At 69.3% G+C, this 17,080-nt stretch carries 16 protein-coding genes, 1 other RNA gene and 1 pseudogene; 15 read left to right on the forward strand and 3 right to left on the reverse strand.

Going from position 1 to position 17,080, the window contains the following annotated elements; all coding sequences use genetic code 11:
* The first annotated feature begins 2 nt into the window (after positions 1–2).
* From map to bsaP, 4 genes are all read left to right on the forward strand, one after another.
* Entirely contained in the window at positions 3–764 is a 762-nt protein-coding gene (map, locus tag MUN33_RS07365; protein WP_244804251.1) for a type I methionyl aminopeptidase, read from the forward strand.
* A gap of 318 nt (positions 765–1,082) precedes the next feature.
* Positions 1,083–2,099, forward strand: coding sequence for an SURF1 family cytochrome oxidase biogenesis protein (locus MUN33_RS07370; RefSeq protein WP_244804252.1), 1,017 nt, complete (start codon positions 1,083–1,085; stop codon positions 2,097–2,099).
* 65 nt (positions 2,100–2,164) lie between these two features.
* Positions 2,165–3,163, forward strand: coding sequence for a biotin synthase BioB (gene bioB / locus MUN33_RS07375; RefSeq protein ID WP_244804253.1), 999 nt, complete (start codon positions 2,165–2,167; stop codon positions 3,161–3,163).
* Positions 3,156–3,377, forward strand: coding sequence for a biotin synthase auxiliary protein BsaP (bsaP, locus tag MUN33_RS07380; RefSeq protein WP_244804254.1), 222 nt, complete (start codon positions 3,156–3,158; stop codon positions 3,375–3,377). Before bioB ends, bsaP begins: the two co-directional genes overlap by 8 nt.
* 36 nt (positions 3,378–3,413) lie before the next feature.
* On the opposite strand, the gene MUN33_RS07385 is transcribed toward bsaP, so the two are convergent.
* Entirely contained in the window at positions 3,414–4,601 is a 1,188-nt protein-coding gene (locus tag MUN33_RS07385; protein WP_244804255.1) for an arsenate reductase/protein-tyrosine-phosphatase family protein, read from the reverse strand.
* A gap of 119 nt (positions 4,602–4,720) precedes the next feature.
* On the opposite strand from MUN33_RS07385, the gene MUN33_RS07390 reads away from it, so the two are divergent.
* The 5 genes from MUN33_RS07390 to MUN33_RS07410 all read left to right on the forward strand — a co-directional run bounded on the left by MUN33_RS07390 (position 4,721) and on the right by MUN33_RS07410 (position 8,138).
* On the forward strand, positions 4,721–5,974 hold the full coding sequence (locus MUN33_RS07390) for a Nif3-like dinuclear metal center hexameric protein (protein WP_244804256.1): 1,254 nt from the start codon (positions 4,721–4,723) through the stop codon (positions 5,972–5,974).
* Complete coding sequence (locus MUN33_RS07395; RefSeq protein ID WP_244804257.1) at positions 5,967–6,728, forward strand: hypothetical protein; 762 nt, start codon at positions 5,967–5,969, stop codon at positions 6,726–6,728. Before MUN33_RS07390 ends, MUN33_RS07395 begins: the two co-directional genes overlap by 8 nt.
* A gap of 1 nt (position 6,729) precedes the next feature.
* Positions 6,730–7,386: a histidine phosphatase family protein gene (locus MUN33_RS07400; RefSeq protein ID WP_244804258.1), complete on the forward strand. Its 657-nt coding sequence runs from the start codon at positions 6,730–6,732 to the stop codon at positions 7,384–7,386.
* A 50-nt stretch (positions 7,387–7,436) separates the two neighbouring features.
* An RNA gene (gene rnpB, locus MUN33_RS07405) (RNase P RNA component class A) lies at positions 7,437–7,904 on the forward strand.
* A gap of 63 nt (positions 7,905–7,967) precedes the next feature.
* Positions 7,968–8,138 (forward strand): hypothetical protein, encoded by a 171-nt coding sequence (locus tag MUN33_RS07410; RefSeq protein ID WP_244804259.1) that lies wholly within the window; start codon positions 7,968–7,970, stop codon positions 8,136–8,138.
* A gap of 28 nt (positions 8,139–8,166) precedes the next feature.
* Here the strand turns inward: MUN33_RS07410 and panB are convergent, their stop codons facing one another.
* Positions 8,167–9,003 carry a 3-methyl-2-oxobutanoate hydroxymethyltransferase gene (panB, locus tag MUN33_RS07415; protein WP_244804260.1) on the reverse strand — a complete coding sequence of 279 codons (837 nt, stop codon included), beginning with the start codon at positions 9,001–9,003 and terminating at the stop codon, positions 8,167–8,169.
* Between the two features lie 111 nt (positions 9,004–9,114).
* Here panB and MUN33_RS07420 point away from each other — a divergent pair, with 111 nt between their 5' ends.
* Together MUN33_RS07420 and MUN33_RS07425 are read left to right on the forward strand one after the other, a co-directional pair.
* Complete coding sequence (locus MUN33_RS07420) at positions 9,115–10,461, forward strand: glutamine synthetase family protein (RefSeq protein WP_244804261.1); 1,347 nt, start codon at positions 9,115–9,117, stop codon at positions 10,459–10,461.
* A 342-nt stretch (positions 10,462–10,803) separates the two neighbouring features.
* Positions 10,804–11,184 (forward strand): hypothetical protein, encoded by a 381-nt coding sequence (locus tag MUN33_RS07425; protein ID WP_244804262.1) that lies wholly within the window; start codon positions 10,804–10,806, stop codon positions 11,182–11,184.
* 84 nt (positions 11,185–11,268) lie between these two features.
* On the opposite strand, the gene MUN33_RS07430 is transcribed toward MUN33_RS07425, so the two are convergent.
* Positions 11,269–11,508 carry a hypothetical protein gene (locus MUN33_RS07430; RefSeq protein WP_244804263.1) on the reverse strand — a complete coding sequence of 80 codons (240 nt, stop codon included), beginning with the start codon at positions 11,506–11,508 and terminating at the stop codon, positions 11,269–11,271.
* 365 nt (positions 11,509–11,873) lie between these two features.
* Here MUN33_RS07430 and MUN33_RS07435 point away from each other — a divergent pair, with 365 nt between their 5' ends.
* From MUN33_RS07435 to MUN33_RS07450, 4 genes and pseudogenes are all read left to right on the forward strand, one after another.
* A complete protein-coding gene (locus MUN33_RS07435; protein ID WP_244804264.1) occupies positions 11,874–14,996 on the forward strand; it encodes a bifunctional [glutamine synthetase] adenylyltransferase/[glutamine synthetase]-adenylyl-L-tyrosine phosphorylase in 3,123 nt (1,040 codons plus the stop codon).
* A gap of 117 nt (positions 14,997–15,113) precedes the next feature.
* Positions 15,114–15,833, forward strand: a complete 720-nt coding sequence (locus MUN33_RS07440; RefSeq protein ID WP_244804265.1) for a hypothetical protein — start codon at positions 15,114–15,116, stop codon at positions 15,831–15,833.
* Between the two features lie 11 nt (positions 15,834–15,844).
* A pseudogene (locus tag MUN33_RS14290) lies at positions 15,845–16,201 on the forward strand (NUDIX hydrolase); the annotation flags it as partial.
* Positions 16,202–16,243: 42 nt separating this feature from the next.
* Positions 16,244–17,038 carry a fructosamine kinase family protein gene (locus MUN33_RS07450; RefSeq protein WP_244804432.1) on the forward strand — a complete coding sequence of 265 codons (795 nt, stop codon included), beginning with the start codon at positions 16,244–16,246 and terminating at the stop codon, positions 17,036–17,038.
* Positions 17,039–17,080: the final 42 nt, after the last annotated feature.

Below are 17,080 nucleotides of genomic sequence, written 5' to 3' on the forward strand. Positions count from 1 at the left end.
TCATGGTGGAAATCAAGACTGCGGCAGAGATCGCGAAAATGCGGGAAGCCGGGCGCATGGTCGCCACGATCCTCAATGACCTCAGTGGCATGGTGGCGCCTGGCGTCAACCTCATGGATCTGGAGTACCGTTGCCGTGAGTTGATCAGGGATGCCGGTGCGGAGTCCTGTTACTGGGACTATGACCCTGACTTTGGAAACGGCCCATTTCGCAACACAGTCTGCCTCTCGCTCAATGACGGTGCCCTCCACGGACTGCCACACTCCACTGTTCTCGTAGACGGGGATCTCCTGAGTATTGACCTTGCTCTCAGCCTCGATGGTTGGTGCGGCTACAGTGCTGTCTCCGTCATTGCCGGCGTGCCCCGTGAGGAGGATGTACGGCTGATTGAGGCGACCCGGGTTGCCTTGGATGCCGGTATCGCCGCCGCGAAGGTCGGAAACCGTCTCGGCGACATCTCTCACGCCATCGCTACGGTCGCGAAGGACTACGACATCCGTCCGAACGCCGACTACGGTGGCCATGATATTGGACGGCACATGCACGGTGACCTGGTTATTCCGAACGTGGGTAAGGCGCACCGTGGCTTGAAGCTGGAGGAGGGGATGACGTTCGCCATCGAACCGTGGTTCGCTGGCACGAGCCGGGTGGATGTCGGCGACGACGGGTGGACTGTTGTTACCGTTGATGGGTCACGTGCAGCACACTCCGAGCACACGGTGGTCATCCGGCCCGGCGGTGGGGAGATTCTGACGGCGTTCTGAACGCTAGACACTGCTCCGTTCCGGCCTCTTTTGCCTGCACAGTCAGGTTGCTGGGAGTGTCTCCGCAGGTGTGGCGGATACCGGGGTGTCCCTCGCCGGTCATGGCGGTGTTCCCGACATGACCGGTGCAAATCGGGAGATCCTTGTCGCCGGTGATGAGTGGACCCTCGTCGCTGACGTCGCGTCGAATGACGCCGACGGCTGTGGTCGTGCTCGGAGGCTGGTTCGGCATTCGGCGTCGGGGCGGCCAGCGGTAGGTGCGGGCAGGAGTTTCTGTCGACTGTCCCGGGGGGTACCTACGGTACTAGACTCGGAAAGGTGTCTGAGTCAGTTCCTGAGCGTGGGTCCGCCTCCTTGTCCGGTCGTTCTCCGTCTGCCGGGGAAGTTCAGCGACGTCGGACCGGTTGGCGGTCGTTCCTCACCCCGGGGTGGGTCATCACCGCCGTGGTGGCGGTGTTGTTCGCCTACGTCGCGTTCACGGTCCTGGCGCCGTGGCAGCTGGGGAAGAACCGCGACACCCACGAGTTCAACGACCGGCTCCGGGCAGGGTTGGAGGCAGACCCGGTGCCGGCGGCGGAGGTGCTGCCGGGGGACGGCGCCAGTGCCGGGGAGAAGAGCGAGTGGACCCGCGTGGAGCTGCAGGGTCGCTTCCTCGCGGACGACGAGGTGCTGTTGCGGAACCGGCCGGTCGACGGGCAGCCGGCCTATCACGCGCTGACCCCGTTCCGTCTCGACGACGGGCTGACGGTGCTGGTCAACCGCGGTTGGGCGCACCCGGTGGACGGGACGGCGGCACCGAGTATCCCCGCGGCGGTGTCGACGCCGGTGACGGTGACCGGTTTCGTCCGGATGTCGGAGGCGCCGCCGAACAACCCGCCGATGACCGCGGACGGCAGGCTTCAGGTCTACAGCATGAACACCGCGATGGTCGGGGACGCGGTGGATGTCGACCTGGCCGCCGACTACGTGCAGCTTGACGAGGCGTCGGTGCCGGTGGCGGACCCCGGTGGTGAGTTGTCGGCCCGGGAGTTGCCCAACCTCGATGCGGGTCCCTACCTGTCGTACGGACTCCAGTGGATCGCCTTCGGTGTGATGGTCCCCCTGGGGCTGGCGTACTTCGTGTGGGCGGAGGTGCGGGAGCGCCGTCGGCGTAGGGACGAGGTCGCGGCGACGGGGGCGGGGGAGGTCCACGGCGCTCCGGGAGCGTCGGACGCCACTGATGTGCCGGAGGCTCCGGCGACACGGTCGCGGGCCAGCAAGCTCGAGGACCGTTACGGCGGGACCCGGACCCGTTTCCACGAGAAGCGGAACGCCCGGGACCAGGATCGGTTCTAGTCCGGATTTAGACCGGTTCTAGTTTTATGGTGGAACTTGTACGGTGTTCAAGTTAGGGTGTGTCCATGGACAACATTCTTGCGAAGGCACGTGCCCAGGTCCTCGGTGAAGGGCGCGGTCTCGACTACGACGACCTCACCCGGATCCTCGACCTCCCTGACGACAGCATCCCCGACCTCCTCGCCCTGGCCCACGAGGTCCGCGTGCGCTGGTGCGGTGAAGAGGTCGAGATCGAGGGCATCGTCAGCCTGAAGACCGGGGGCTGTCCGGAGGACTGCCACTTCTGCTCACAGTCGGGGCTCTTCGAGTCCCCGGTGCGCTCCACGAAGCTCGACATCGCGCAGCTCATCGAACAGGCACGCCAGACCGCCAAGACCGGCGCCACCGAATTCTGCATCGTCGCCGCGGTCAAGGGGCCGGACGAGAACCTCATGAACCAGCTCGAGCAGGCGGTCGAGGAGATCTACGCCAATGTCGAGGGGATCGACGTCGCTGTCTCGGTGGGTATCCTCACCCCGGAGCAGGTCGACCGTCTCAAGGCCGTGGGCGTGCACCGCTACAACCACAATCTCGAGACCGCCCGTAGCTACTTCCCGGAGGTCGTGACGACCCACACGTGGGAGGAACGTCGGGAGACGATGATGCTCGTCAAGGACGCCGGTATCGAGGTCTGCTGCGGTGGGATCATCGGGATGGGGGAGTCGGTGGAGCAGCGCGCCGAGTTTGCCGTCCAGCTGGCGGAGCTCGACCCCCACGAGGTTCCGCTGAACTTCCTGGACCCCCGTCCCGGGACCCCGTTCGCCGACATGCCGGTGATGGACGGGAAGGACGCCCTGCGGGCGGTCGGCATGTTCCGCCTGGCGATGCCGGCCACCACGCTGCGCTTCGCCGGTGGCCGGGAGCTCACCCTCGGCGACTTTGGCCTGGAGCAGGGGCTGACCGGCGGTATCAACGGTGTGATCGTGGGTAACTACCTGACCACCCTCGGACGTCCCGCCGAGGACGACCTGGACACGGTCGGACGGCTGAACCTGCCGATCAAGGTGCTGAGCCGCAGTGTCTGACCGCGGTACCGGCCCCTTCGACCCGTACACCGGTGCCGACCTCGGGCGTGGCGAGACCGTCGTGTATTCGCCGGCGCAGAAGGCTGGTCTCGACGTCCCGCGGTACTGTGCGGACTGTGGACGGCGCACCGTCGCCCAGGTCACCCCGCACGGGTGGACGGCGACGTGCTCCCGGCACGGCACCCTGGACTCCACGGAGTTCGATCTGCGCTGACACCGTCCCCCGGGTGTCAGCGCGTCTCAGTGCGTGTCAGCGCCGCTCGGCCACCCGGCTCTGCGCCCAGTCGACCACCCCGGGGATCGCTTCGGCGAGCTGCCGCGAGACCTCGGCGAAGCCGTCCTTGTCGCCGTAGTAGGGGTCCTCGACCTCCTTGTCGCCGGCCGGGCCGAAGCTGCGGAACAGGGCGATCCGGTCCTCTGCGACGCCTTGCTTGACCAGCGCCTTGAGGTGGGCCGCGGTCATGACCAGGAAGAGGTCGGCGTCCCGGTGCTCGGGGCCGAACTGGGCGGCCCGGTGTCCGGACCCGTTGAACCCGTCCCGACGCAGGCGTGACACCGCCCGCGGGTCGGCGGCCTCCCCGACATGCCAGCCGTCGGTGCCGCAGGAGTTCAGGCGGACGTCCTCGTCGATGCCGGCGTCCACCAGAGCCTGCCGCAGCATGATCTCACCCATCGGGGAACGGCAGATGTTCCCGGTGCACACCACACAGATGTGGGGACGTTCATCGGACCAGTCCTCCACCAGCCGGCCGAGCTCGGCGGCGTCGGCCACCGAATAGTCGGCCTTCTTGTGCTCGTCCCGGATGCCGTAGCCCCAGTCGACGAGCGCCGTGCGGATACCGTAGGCGCGTGCACCGTCGACGTCGTGGATCCGGTCGCCGATCATCAGCAGGTTGTCGCGGTGCGACGGACCCCCGTCCGCGGCGGGGGTCACCGGCCCGCCCGGGGCGCCGAGCTGTTCCAGCGCATAGGCGACCACCGCGTCCTTCGCCCGGCGGGTGCCGTCGTCGGAGGCGGTGGCGATGACGTCGAAGTAGTCGTAGAGGTCGAAGTGCTTGAGCAGCCGGGTCGCCGAGCTCAGCGACTTCGACGTCGCGGTGGCGAGGACGTACCCCCGGTCCTTCCATGAGCGCAGCAGGTCCTCGACCCCGGGGAACGGGGCCGCCTCCAGCCAGCCGCCACCGTCGTAGTGTTCGCGGTAGCTGGCCACGGTCGCCTCGAGCGTCTCGCCGTCCAGGCCCAGGCCACGCAGGGTGTCGACCATCGGCGGACCGGCGATCAGGCGGAGCAGGTCCTCCCCGGGGACCGGCACGTCGTTGTCCTCGAGTGCACGAAGGAAACTCGACCGAATGCCGGGGTAGGAGTCGACGAGAGTGCCGTCGACGTCGACAAGGAGAGTCCTGCTGCCGTTAGCTGCTTGCTCATGTGCGTCCGTCACGGTTCCCAGGGTGCCAGAACCGGGCGCCGCAGGCTACGACCGGGGTGGATTACGTTTCGACGTGTCCCCCGCCGTGTCCCCGCCGTGACAGCGCCCCTCGGGCACGTATCGTGGGCGGTGTGAGTACACGAGCACGTGAACAGGCGAGTACAGCGGCAGGTCCCGACGCCACCGTCGCTGACGTCGTGGCGGTCATCGAGCGGGCCTACCCGCCGCAACTGGCGGAGTCGTGGGACGCCTGCGGACTGGTGTGCGGCGACCCGACGGCGCCGGCCCGCCGCGTCATGGTGGCGCTGGACTGCACCGACGCGGTCGTGGAGGAGGCGGTGGCACGCGGCGCCGACGTCCTGCTGGTGCACCATCCGCTGCTGATGCGTGGGGTCACCGGGGTGCCGGCCGACCATCCGAAGGGCAGGATCGTGCACCGGCTGATCCGGGAGGGTATCGCGCTGTACTCGGCGCACACCAGTGCCGACGCGGCCCGGCCCGGGGTCAACGACCGGTTGGCGGAGCTGCTCGGGGTCACTCCGGGGGCACCGCTGGGCCCGTCGTCGCCGGCGGCGGCGACGGCGGTGCGCGCTGCCCGCGGGGAGTCCGGGCCACCGGAGCTCGACCGGTGGGGGTTCACCGTCCCGGAGGCCGACGCGGAGTCGGTGAAGTCCGCGGTCTTCGCCGCCGGTGGCGGGACGGCGGACGACCTGTACACGGAGTGCTCCTTCGACTTCCCGGTGACCGGACAGTTCCGGCCCGGGGCCACGGCCTCGCCGTACACCGGACGCCCGGGGGACCTGGAACGCGTGGCGGAGCGTCGCGTGGAGTTCGTCGCACCGCGGCGGCGTCGTGCGGCGGTGTTGGACGCCCTGCTGTCGGCACACCCCTACGAGGAGCCCGCCTACGACGTCACCGAGACCGTCGGGGTGGCACAGGACCCGGGGCGGGCCTTCGGTATCGGACGGGTCGGCGAGCTGGATACCCCGATGACCCTGCGCGAGTTCACCGCTCGGGTGGCCGAGCGGTTGCCCGCGACCCGGTGGGGTGTGCGGGCCGCCGGCGACCCCGACCGGGTCATCCGCCGGGTGGCGGTGTCGTCCGGGTCAGGCGACAGCTTCCTGGGCACGGTCCAGGGACTTGACGTCGACTGTTTCGTGACCTCCGACCTGCGTCACCACCCGGTCGACGAACATCTGCGTGCCGGCGGGTGCGCGGTCATCGACACGGCCCACTGGGCCAGCGAGTTCCCGTGGTGCTCGCAGGCCGCCGAGATCATCGCCGCGGCGGACCCCCGTCTCACCACGGAGGTCATCGACGTACGCACCGATCCGTGGACCGTCCACGCCCCGTCACCGCAGTCCGGAGGGATTTCCCGTGTCTGAGTTCTTCGCCGCACCGCATCGTCCGACGCGGCCGGTACGTACCGTACTGACCGACCTGGTCAACGTCGACGCCCGGTGGCGCAGCGTCGACGCACAGCTCGCCGAGGTCCGCGAGGGCGAGGAGGTCCGACGCCGTGAGCAGGAGGTCGCTGCGGCACGGCGCGCCCGCGTCGCAGCCGACCAGGCGGTCGCCGAGGACGAGGGACGGCTGCAGCGCATGCAGCAGGACGCGGCGAAGCTCCGGGCCCGTCGGCGCGACGACATCGCCGGCCTCAAGACGGTCGTGGACGTGGAACGACGCCGTGACCTCAGCCACGACCTGGCCGTCGCCGAGCGTCGTCTGGCGGAGGTGGAGCAGGCGATCGAGTCGGAGGAGCGCGCCCGTCGTGCCGCGGCGGACAGTGCCGGCAGTGCCAGCGGTGCCTCGCGGGCGTTGGAGCAGGCGCTCACCGCCCTCGACGACGCACGGCGTCGGCAGGAGTCGCGGGAGCGTGAACTGTCCGGGCAGTGCGACTCCCTGCAGGAGCATTCGACGGCTCTGCGCGCCGACCTCCCGGATCCCGTCCTGCGCCGTTACGAGCGGGCGGAGAAGGAGAACGGCGTCGGAGCGGCTGTCCTGTCGGGCGCGGTGTGCCGGGCCTGTTTCATGGGGCTGGACCGGGCGTCGCTGACGGAGGTCCTGGAGGCACCGGCCGACGCACCGGCGGGCTGCCCGGAGTGCGGCACGATGCTGCTGCCGGGCACGGAGGGCTGACGTGGCGGAGCGTCGGGCCACCCCGGGGTGGATCGGTGACCGGGGCGACCCGGTGCGTATCCTGCTGCTGCGACACGGGCAGACCGCGATGTCGGCGGCCGGGGTGTTCTCCGGGCGCAGCGACCCGGAGCTCACTGACCTGGGCCACGAGCAGGCTCGGCGGGCGGCGGCCTACCTTGCGTCCCGGCAGGACGCGGGGGAGGGGATCGGACGGATCATCAGCTCGCCGTTGACCCGGACCCGGCAGACCGCGGAGGCGGCCGCGGGGTCGTTGGGACTGGACGTCGACACCGACGAGAACCTCATCGAGACCGACTTCGGCCGGTGGGAGGGGCTGACCTTCGACGAGGTGCACCGCCGGTGGCCCGAGGAGCATGCGGCCTGGGTCGGTGACACCACCGTGCCCACCCTCGGCGGCGAGAGCATGAGCCAGGTGGAGGACCGGTGCAGTGCCCTGGTCGAGGACCTCGCGGGGGCGGGCACCGTCCTGGTGGTCAGTCACGTGTCGCCGATCAAGGCGATCCTGCGCGCGGCGCTGCAGGTCCCCTCGGCGATGTACTCCACCCTGCACCTGGACCTGGCCGGTCTGTCGGTCGTGGAGTTCTACCCGGGCCATTCGATGGTGCGTGAGGTCAACGACACCCACTACCTGAGGTGACGGTCCCGGTCCCGCCCGACGGCATGGACAGGTGCTAGAGTTGGAGCCGTCGAGAGGGCCGGGTGATCGCGGTGCCGGGGACCACGTCTGCACCTGTGCCGGCGTCCGCCCGGCGTCGAGGAAAGTCCGGACTCCACAGAGCACGGTGGTTGTTAACGGCAACCCGGGGTGACCCGCGGGCTAGTGCCACAGAAAACAGACCGCCCCGGTGGCCCGGATTCGTCCGGGGCACCGGGGTAAGGGTGAAACGGTGCGGTAAGAGCGCACCAGTGTGCCGGGTGACCGGCGCAGCTTGGTAAACCCCACCGGGAGCAAGGTCAAGTGGCCGCGACCGTTCCTCCTCGCGAGGACCACGGTGCGGCCGTGCCCCGTCGGTTGCTCGCCGGCCAAGGGGCAGGTAGACCGCTTGAGGCAGTCGGCGACGGCTGACCCAGATGGATGATCGCCATCGCGTGCGGGGTCGTGCCGTGCACACCCGCGGCGCGGAACAGAATCCGGCTCACAGGCCCTCTCGGCACCCCTGTACCCCCGCGGTCCGGAGGTCCGGCCTTTAGGCCCCGGCGGTACTATACTCGGGAGCCATGAGCGAACAAGAGTGGTACTTCGACACCGCAAGCGGAGAGGTCACCCAGGGGAAGACCTCTGGATGGGACAACCGGATGGGCCCGTACGCGTCCCGTGAGGAGGCGGCACACGCCCTGGAGATCGCCAGGGAACGGACGAAGGCCGCCGAGGAGTGGGACGAGGACTGACCGCCTGACAGTCTGACCGCCTGGCAGCCTAGAAGCAGTGCTCCTCCGCGGGGAAGTTCCCTTCGGCGACTTCACGCTTGTAGGACGCCGCGGCGGCGGTGAGATCGGCCCCGACCTGGGCCCACTGCTTGGCGAACTTCGGGCGGTGCCCGTCGGCCGGCAGGGCGGCGATGTCGTGCCAGACCAGCACCTGTGCGTCGGTGTGCGGGCCGGCGCCGATACCGACCGTGGGGATGTCGACGGCCTCGGTGGCCTGCGCCGCGACATCGGCCGGGACCATCTCCAGGACCACGAAGTCCGCACCGGCGTCCGCCACCGCCCGGGTGTCGGCGAGTAGCTGCTCGGCCCCTTCACCACGGCCCTGGACCTTGAACCCCGACAGGGCGTTGACCGACTGCGGGGTGAAACCGATGTGCGCGCACACGGGGATGCCGGCGGCCACCAGGGCCCGGATCCGCGGTGCCATACGCACACCGCCCTCGATCTTGACCATCGCGGCGCCGGAGCGGCGCATCATCTCCGCGGCAGACCGCACGGCCTGCTCGTCGGAGGCTTCATAGGTGCCGAAGGGGAGGTCGGCGATCACCAGTGCGTTGCCGGCACCGCGGACGACGGCGGCGGCGATGTAGATCATCTCGTCCAGGCTGATCTGCTGGGTCTGGGGGTAGCCGAAGACCACGTTCGCGGCGGAATCGCCGACCAGGAGGCACTCGACACCGGCCGCGGAGAACGCGCGTGCCGTGGAGTAGTCGTAGGCGGTGAGCATCGCCCACTTCTGGTCGGTCCCCTTGCGCTTTCGCAGGTCGCCGATGCGAACCTGGCGCGTGGGGGCGAGGTATCCGGTGCTCTCAGTCTTGTCAGCCATGTCACGACATTGTGCCACGTCAGACGTCCAGGTGTTAACGATGTGTAACAACCGGTCCACCGGGCCCGGAAAAAGGGGCTGCCGGTCGGGGCGGGAGTTACGATGGTGCCCATGAGTCGCCAACAGGAATACGTCCTCCGCACCCTCGAGGAGCGGGACATCCGCTTCGTCCGTCTGTGGTTCACGGACGTCCAGGGCTACCTGAAGTCGGTCGCCGTCGCCCCTGCGGAGCTGGAGGGCGCCTTCGCCGAAGGCATCGGTTTCGACGGTTCCTCCATCGAGGGCTTCTCGCGGGTGGTGGAGTCGGACACGATCGCCAAGCCGGACCCGTCCACCTTCCAGATCCTGCCGCTGGACACCGCCGGTGGTGACAACCAGGTGCTCACCGCCCGGATGTTCTGTGACATCGCCATGCCCGACGGTGAGCCGAGCTGGGCCGACCCGCGCCAGGTGCTGCGGCGGCAGCTCAACCGGGCCGCCGACGAGGGGTTCTCCTGCTACGTCCACCCCGAGATCGAGTTCTTCCTGCTCAAGAACGGCGACGGTCCGGACGGCCGTCCGGTACCGGCGGACACCGGCGGGTACTTCGACCAGGCGGTCACCGACGCCGCACCGTTGTTCCGTCAGGACGCGATCTCGGCGCTGGAGTCGATGGGTATCTCCGTGGAGTTCTCCCACCATGAGGCAGGCCCGGGCCAGCAGGAGATCGACCTGAGGTTCGCCGACGCCCTGTCGATGGCGGACAACGTGATGAGCTTCCGGTACATGATCAAGCAGGTCGCCACCCGCAACAACGTGCGGGCCACGTTCATGCCGAAGCCCTTCGACAAGTACCCCGGGTCGGCGATGCACACCCACATGTCGTTGTTCGAGGGCGAGAACAACGCCTTCCACGACCCGGACGACCAGTTCTACCTGTCGGCGACGGCCAAGTCGTTCATCGCGGGGATCCTGGAGCACGCCCCGGAGATCTCGGCGGTGACCAACCAGTGGGTGAACTCCTACAAGCGCCTGACCAGTGGGGCAGAAGCACCGACGGCGGCGACGTGGGGTGCCTCGAACCGGTCGGCGATGATCCGTGTTCCGATGTACACGGTGCACAAGCCGTCGTCGCGTCGGGTGGAGATACGGACCCCGGACTCCGGGTCGAACCCCTACCTGACCTACGCGGTGCTGCTCGCCGCGGGGCTCAAGGGGATCCGCGACGGTTATGAGCTGCACCCGCCGGTGGAGGAGGACGTCGCCGGTATGACGCGCCGGGAGCGCATGGCGATGGGGTACAAGGACCTGCCCACCGACCTGGACCTCGCGTTGCGTGAGATGGAGAAGTCCGAGCTCGTGGCCGATGCTCTCGGGGAGCATGTCTTCGAGTACTTCCTGCGCAACAAGTGGCAGGAATGGAAGTCCTACCAGGCGCAGGTCACGCCCTGGGAGCTGGCGCACAACCTCGAGTTCTAGACCTGTTCGGGACGGGAAATCGTTCTGACCAGTGGGTTCTCTGTCGATTCGAGTGGGGAAGCCTACTGGGGGAGACACACACTGGCGGCCGTACTCCTGTGGAAGCGCGCCGGGGTCGGCGCGTAAGGATGCCCCCAGTCCACCACCCTGAGGCCGTAGCTCGACCCGCCGGATAGTCGCCTGGGGCGGAGGTGGGGCGCTTGACTTTCTCCGGTCAACCATCCCGGGCCGTGCTGAATATTCCGCAGGTCGGCCGTGGAACATACCGGAGATGCAGGGCCCCGGCTCAGCATGACGGCACAGTCTGCGGACGGTCCGCGGGGGAAGGATAAGAGGGGTTCAGTGGCCCGCAGCAAAGAGAGGTACCAGCGGCTAGTCCGGGGTTACGGCCTGATATACCGGCCGAGCATGGACCCGGTCCTCTTTGTAGCCCTTGCTCCCGTAGGATTCGTCGTCAACGTCATCAGTAGCGGAGGCTGGGGTTTCTTGCCGTTGTTGCCGGTCTTCATCGTCATCATCCGCGATGCGAACCGCTCGCAGAACGATATTATGGCGCTTAACCTGCACCTACGAGGTCCGGGCGCGCTTGACGATCTGAACATTGAAGACCTCCAGTGGCTGCACACGCGCGCTCGCCGGCGCTTTGTGGGCGTGTTTGCGCTCAGTCTCGCAGCGATGCTCATGATGATCCTCCCCCTAGTGCCCGTCGCCGTGGGGTGGTGAGCACCCGCCCCGCCGCCCCTGTGCGCGGTACTCTGTACCCGAAGCTCCGACAGTTGCGGGGGAATCAGTCATGTCCATGAATCGCTACGTCAGGGATACGGTCGCCGCGATGGCGGCCACCGCAAGGGCTGCGCCGACTATGCGGCCAGCCCATGAGCCGGACCAATTTCCGACAAATATGCCGGCAGCCAGGGTGGCACACGCGATCGCGGCGAGGGCGATGTTTCCTGTTCCCGTGACGATGCAATACGCGAAGTAGAAGCCGCCGGTAACGGAAGCCACAGACAGCGGCTCTACGACATCGTGTTTCTTCTCGTCGGACATGCACTCAGATTACTTAACGGAGATGACGCGTAAACATTGTTCAGGTGTCCCGACGGGACGACGGCCATCAGGCGCGCCCATCGAGGTCGTGACACTGTGTCGCGGCCACCTGGAGAGCACTCGTGCGATCACCTTCGCCACGCTCGACCGGACGCAGGACGAACATGCCGCTGTCGAACCCGCACGGTGGGCCTGGGTGACGCCGGGTGAGCGCCGTGACGTATGCGTCACGTGCGTCACGATCGAGCGGGCCCTCCGTTGGTCGCGGCCCCGGCAATGGCCGGGCACGCGGCCGTCGATCCACTACGATGGGTCGGAGTCCAGTGCTTCTGCCACGATGCCCCAGCCCAGGAGATGAGTCCCCGGTGTATCAACCGCGAACCGCCCGTCGTCGAGTCCCGTCCCCGGTGTCGTTGGGCCTGACCAGGCCTTCGGCGGGGGAGGACCTCGCCAGGCTCGGCTGGGACGACGAGGGTCACCGGGACGTCCTCGCCGTGCTGGCGTCCACGGGTGACCCGGACCGGGCGTTGAACGCCGTGGTCCGCCTGGTGGAGGCCCTCGACCGGGAGGCCGACGGCGACACGTCCACGGCCGCGTTGCTGGCGACGATCGACTCGGACCCGGTGTTCCGGGTGCGGCTGCTCGCCCTGCTCGGCGGCTCGACCCTGCTGGGCGACCATGTCGTCGCCAACCCGGGGATCTGGCCCGAACTCGCCGGCGAGCTGCCGAGCAGGGGGGAGATCATGGAGGCGCTCACCGCCGCGGTGGGTGCCGAGCAGGTGGAGGGCCACGAGGAGGACTCCCTGTTCTTCCGGGCCACGGTGACCGGTGTGGACGCTGACCGGGCGATGCGTACCGCCTACCGGACGATCCTCGCCCGGATCGCCGCCATCGACCTGGCGGACACCTTCGGTGGACGGACGCCGGCGCCGGATGCGGAGCCACTGGAGTTCGAGGTCCTCACCGCACGCCTGGCGGACGCGGCGGACGCTGCGCTCACCGCGGCGCTGGCGGTGGCGGTGGCCACGGTGTACCCGTCCGGGCCCGTGCCGGCGAAACTGTCGGTCGTGGCGATGGGGAAATGCGGCGCCCGGGAACTCAACTACATCTCGGACGTGGACGTCATCCTCGTCGCCGAGCCGGCCGACGCCCAGACCACGCGGTTGGCCGGCGAGTTCATCAACATCGGGTGCCGGGTGTTCTTCGAGGTCGACGCGGCGCTGCGTCCCGAGGGCCGGCACGGCGCGCTGGTGCGGACGTTGGAGTCGCACCTGACCTACTACCGTCGGTGGGCGTCGACGTGGGAGTTCCAGGCGCTGCTCAAGGCCCGTCCGATGACCGGGGACCTGGAACTGGGCCGTGAGTACGTCGCCCAACTCGCCCCGATGGTGTGGAGCGCCGCGGAACGGGAGGACTTCGTCGCGGACGTGCAGGCGATGCGGCGTCGGGTGATCGACAATGTCCCCGACCACCTGATCCCGCGGGAGCTGAAGCTGGGCCCCGGTGGGCTGCGTGACGTGGAGTTCGCCATCCAGCTGCTCCAGATGGTGCACGGCCGGGTCGACGAGTCGTTGCGCGTCCGTTCCACCGTCCAGGCGCTCAACGCGCTGGTCGACGGCGGTTACGTCGGTCGCGAGGACGGTCAGATCCTGATCGCCTGCTACGAGTACATGCGGCTGCTGGAGCACCGGCTGCAGCTGGAGCACCTGCGCCGCACCCACGCGCTGCCCGAGGAGGACGACGAGGCCGGGCGTCTCCGCCTGGCGCGCACCGCAGGGGTGCGTGGGGAAGGGCAGGAGGGGGCGGACGCAGCCCTGTCGGCGAAGGTGCGCCGTGTCAGCAACCAGATCCGGCAGCTGCACAACAAGTTGTTCTACCGCCCGCTGCTGTCGTCGGTGGTCACCATGCCGGTCGATGCGCTGCGTCTCACCCCCGAGGCGGCGGAGCGTCAGCTGGCGGCGTTGGGCTACCTGCACCCGTCGCGGGCGATGGACCACCTGTCGGCGCTGGTCTCGGGCACGACGCGCAAGGACCGTATCCAGGCGATGATCCTCCCGTCGTTGATGGAGTGGTTGTCGGACACCGTCGACCCCGATGCGGGGCTGCTGGCGTACCGCAAGTTGTCCGAGGCGGCGTTCGACCGTTCCTGGTTCCTCAGGTTGCTGCGCGACGAGAACATCGTGGGCAAACGCCTGATGCGTATCCTCGGGACCTCGCCGTACACCGCGAACCTGTTCATCGCGTCGCCGGAGGCGGTGCGCATGCTCTCCGACGGGGCCAACGGTCCGAAGCTGCTGGAGGACGACGCGTCGGTGCGCAGCCACTCCCTCGTCGCCGCGGCAGGGCGCCACCGGGACCCCGACGCAGCGATCGCCGTCGCCCGGTCGCTGCGTCGGACGGAACTGGCGAAGATCGCCTCGGCGGACCTGCTCGGGCTCATCGACACCCAGGAGGTGTGCCGGTCACTGTCGTTGATCTGGAACGCGGTGCTGGAGGCCGCGCTGCGTGCGGAGGTCCGCGCGTGGGAGGACGAACACCACCGCAACGCCCCCGCCCTGATCAGCGTGATCGGCATGGGTCGGCTCGGGGGCGCGGAGCTGAGCTACGGCTCCGACGCGGACGTGATGTTCGTCTGCGAACCCGTCCCGGAGGAGATGGACCGTGCGGACGCCGTGGACGAGGACGGCGACGGTGAACCCGGCACCGACCAGGATGCGGTGACCTGGGCCAGCGGCATCGCCAAGCGGCTGCGGACCCGGCTGTCACGCCCGTCGCAGGACCCTCCGCTGGAGGTGGACCTGAATCTGCGTCCCGAGGGGCGCAGCGGTCCGACGGTGCGGACGCTGGAGTCCTACCGCGCCTACTACGAGCGGTGGGGCGAGATCTGGGAGTACCAGGCGCTGCTGCGGGCGACGTGGATCGCCGGGGACAAGGACCTCGGGATCCGTTTCCTGCGCACCATCGACGAATTCCGCTATCCCGAGGGCGGTGTCGATCGGGCGACCGTCCAGCAGGTGCGGCGCATGAAGGCACGCGTCGACGGCGAACGCCTGCCGCGCGGTGCGGACCGCTACACCCACACCAAGCTCGGTCGCGGCGGCCTCACCGACATCGAGTGGACCGTCCAGCTGCTCACGATGCAGAACTGCCACCGGATCGCCGACCTGCACAACACCTCCACACTGCAGGTCCTCGAGGAGATCCGGGTCGCCGGGCTGTTGTCCGAGGCGGACGTCGACACGCTCCGGGAGGCATGGATCGTGGCCACCCGTGCGCGCAACGCGATCATCCTCGCCGACGCGAAACGTCGCGACCAGCTTCCGGCCCCGGGGCCACAGCTGGTCCACATCGCGGCGGCGGCGAACTGGGATCCCGAGGACTCGCAGGGCTTCCTCGACGACTACCTGAAGAGCACCCGGCGCGCGCGACGGGTGGTCGACAGGGTGTTCTGGGGTGAGGAGGTCACCGACGCGGAGTTCGGCGACTGACGCCGACGGCGGGTACGGTCGGCCATACGCTGGCCCACTCAGATCGATTAGGGTAGGCTCACGACATATGCGCCTGAGTGGATGGCGGTGACCCTGGACCCGAGGACGGTGAATGACGTGCAGCAGTTTTCCAACGCCAACGCCAACGCCGGCACCTGTGCCGGCGACCGGTCCGCGCTCGACGAGGCACACGTCGCCGGTGTCCTGGAGGCGGCCGGCGACTCCGCCCTGGACTGCGTCCGTCGCTCGACGGTCTTCCGGCGGATGGGGGACGGCACACTGCCGTTCGCCGGGCGGGCGGCCTATCTCGAACAGCACTGGGAGGGCCTGCGGATCCTGCGCTCGGCCCTGTCGGAGATGTCGGCGGCGTCGGCCACCTCGGCCCCCGTGCCGGTGGTGACCCTGTGCTCGGCACTGTCGGCCGCCACGGACCAGTTCTCCAGGGCGCTCGACCGGGCCCACGCGACCGCCCGGTGGCGGGACCGGCACGTGACCATGCCCTCGATGCTCCAGTTCCGCCGGCACATCGGCGAGCTCCAGGAGGACGGGGACGGCGGTAATGTCGTCGCGCTGGTCGCGCACGCCTACCTGCGGCTGTACGTGTGCCGTGCCTGCCCGGAGCCCGGGGTGACCGGCCGGGACCCGCGGATGCTGCAGGACGCGGTGCTCGCCGTCGTGCGCGACGAGGAGGCCCTCGAGCAGTTGTCCGAGGAACTCAGCGTGGCGCTGCTGTTGATGATGCAGCACGGCGCGGACGTCTGCCGTGGCTACCCGGAGCGCGACGCCGACAGCGGCTGTGCGGTGACGGTGTCGACGATCCGCCGCGCGCTCCGGTGAGCGGCGGCACGGTGCGGGTCAGCGCGGTCGCCTTCCTCCGGGACGCGCCCGGGGCCGCGGGCGGCTGCGAGGTACTGACCGTCCGCAAGCACGGCACCCGGCTCCACCAGTACCCCGGTGGGAAACCTGAGCCGGGCGAGACCGCCCGTGACGCCGCGGTGCGTGAAGTCGCCGAGGAGACCGGGGTCCACGTCCCCGCGGACGCGCTCGAGGCCCTCGGCACGTTCACCGCGCCGGCGGCCAACGAGGCGGGGTTGTCGGTGACGGCGGACCTCTTCCTCTACACCGGCGACACCGGGGGAGCGGGGGTCACCCCGGTCGTCGCCGCCGAGATCGCCGACGCCCGGTGGCTCCCGCTCGGTACCGCCGACCACACCCCTGACGACCCGGCGTACCCGCTGGCGCCGCTGATGTTCACCACGTTCCCCAGGCTGGTCGACGCGACGGGCTTCACCAAGCACAATCCGGGGCGGCCGGGGGCGTGGGAGCACACCTGCCTCGACTGGCTGGAGGAGGCCACCGCCCAGGGTGGTGTGGCGGTCGCCGGAGTCCGCTCCCCGGAGACTCCCACCGAACAGGCCGGTGACCTGGTCCTGCGGCGGGTGGTCCCCGTCCCGCCGGACGAGTCGGCCGCCGAGGACTTCGGCCGCCGCCTCGCCGTCACCCACTCCTGCGGTGCCGCGGCATTCGGTGCCGGGCCCCGCGGCTGGGCCGGGGCGGGCTACCAGGGCCCGAACGACCGGTTGCTGGACCTGCCGCTGGCCTCGCACCGCACCTGGGGCTCCTACTACGCCGAGGTGGTGCTCGCGCCGCTGGAACGCCGGGTCACCGGAGGCGTCCCGGGGACCGGCCGGTTGCTCGCCCGTCTCGTCGCCGGCGACTTCGACGACGGGCGCCCGCCGGCGCGGCTGCACGGGGACCTGTGGTCCGGCAACGTGATGTGGTCGGCCCAGGGGGCGGTGCTGGTCGACCCGTCGGCCCACGGCGGGCACGGGCTCACCGACCTGGGTTTCCTCACCATGTTCGGCGCCCCGCACCTCGAGCGGATCCTCGACTCCTACGCGGAGGCGGCGGAGCTGCCGCCCGGCTGGCGTGAACTGCTGCCGCTGCACCGGCTGCACGTGCTGTTCCTCCACGCCGCCGTGTTCGGTGGCGGCTACGTCGACGAGGCCCGCTCCGCCGTCCGGCAGGTCCTGGCGCTCTGACGCGGGGTACCCCTGTGCGACACTGGGGTCATGGTCGACCCC

The organism is Corynebacterium kalidii (assembly GCF_022869005.1).
Lineage (GTDB): Bacteria > Actinomycetota > Actinomycetes > Mycobacteriales > Mycobacteriaceae > Corynebacterium > Corynebacterium kalidii.

What these genes read in the sequence shown, in the direction of transcription:
- map (WP_244804251.1), top strand. Translation starts at nt 3, where the DNA reads ATGGTGGAAATCAAGACTGCGGCAGAGATCGCGAAAATGCGGGAAGCC.
- bioB (WP_244804253.1), top strand. Translation starts at nt 2,165, where the DNA reads ATGGACAACATTCTTGCGAAGGCACGTGCCCAGGTCCTCGGTGAAGGG.
- MUN33_RS07410 (WP_244804259.1), top strand. Translation starts at nt 7,968, where the DNA reads ATGAGCGAACAAGAGTGGTACTTCGACACCGCAAGCGGAGAGGTCACC.
- panB (WP_244804260.1), bottom strand. Translation starts at nt 9,003, where the DNA reads ATGGCTGACAAGACTGAGAGCACCGGATACCTCGCCCCCACGCGCCAG.
- MUN33_RS07420 (WP_244804261.1), top strand. Translation starts at nt 9,115, where the DNA reads ATGAGTCGCCAACAGGAATACGTCCTCCGCACCCTCGAGGAGCGGGAC.
- MUN33_RS07430 (WP_244804263.1), bottom strand. Translation starts at nt 11,508, where the DNA reads ATGTCCGACGAGAAGAAACACGATGTCGTAGAGCCGCTGTCTGTGGCT.
- MUN33_RS07450 (WP_244804432.1), top strand. Translation starts at nt 16,244, where the DNA reads ATGTTCACCACGTTCCCCAGGCTGGTCGACGCGACGGGCTTCACCAAG.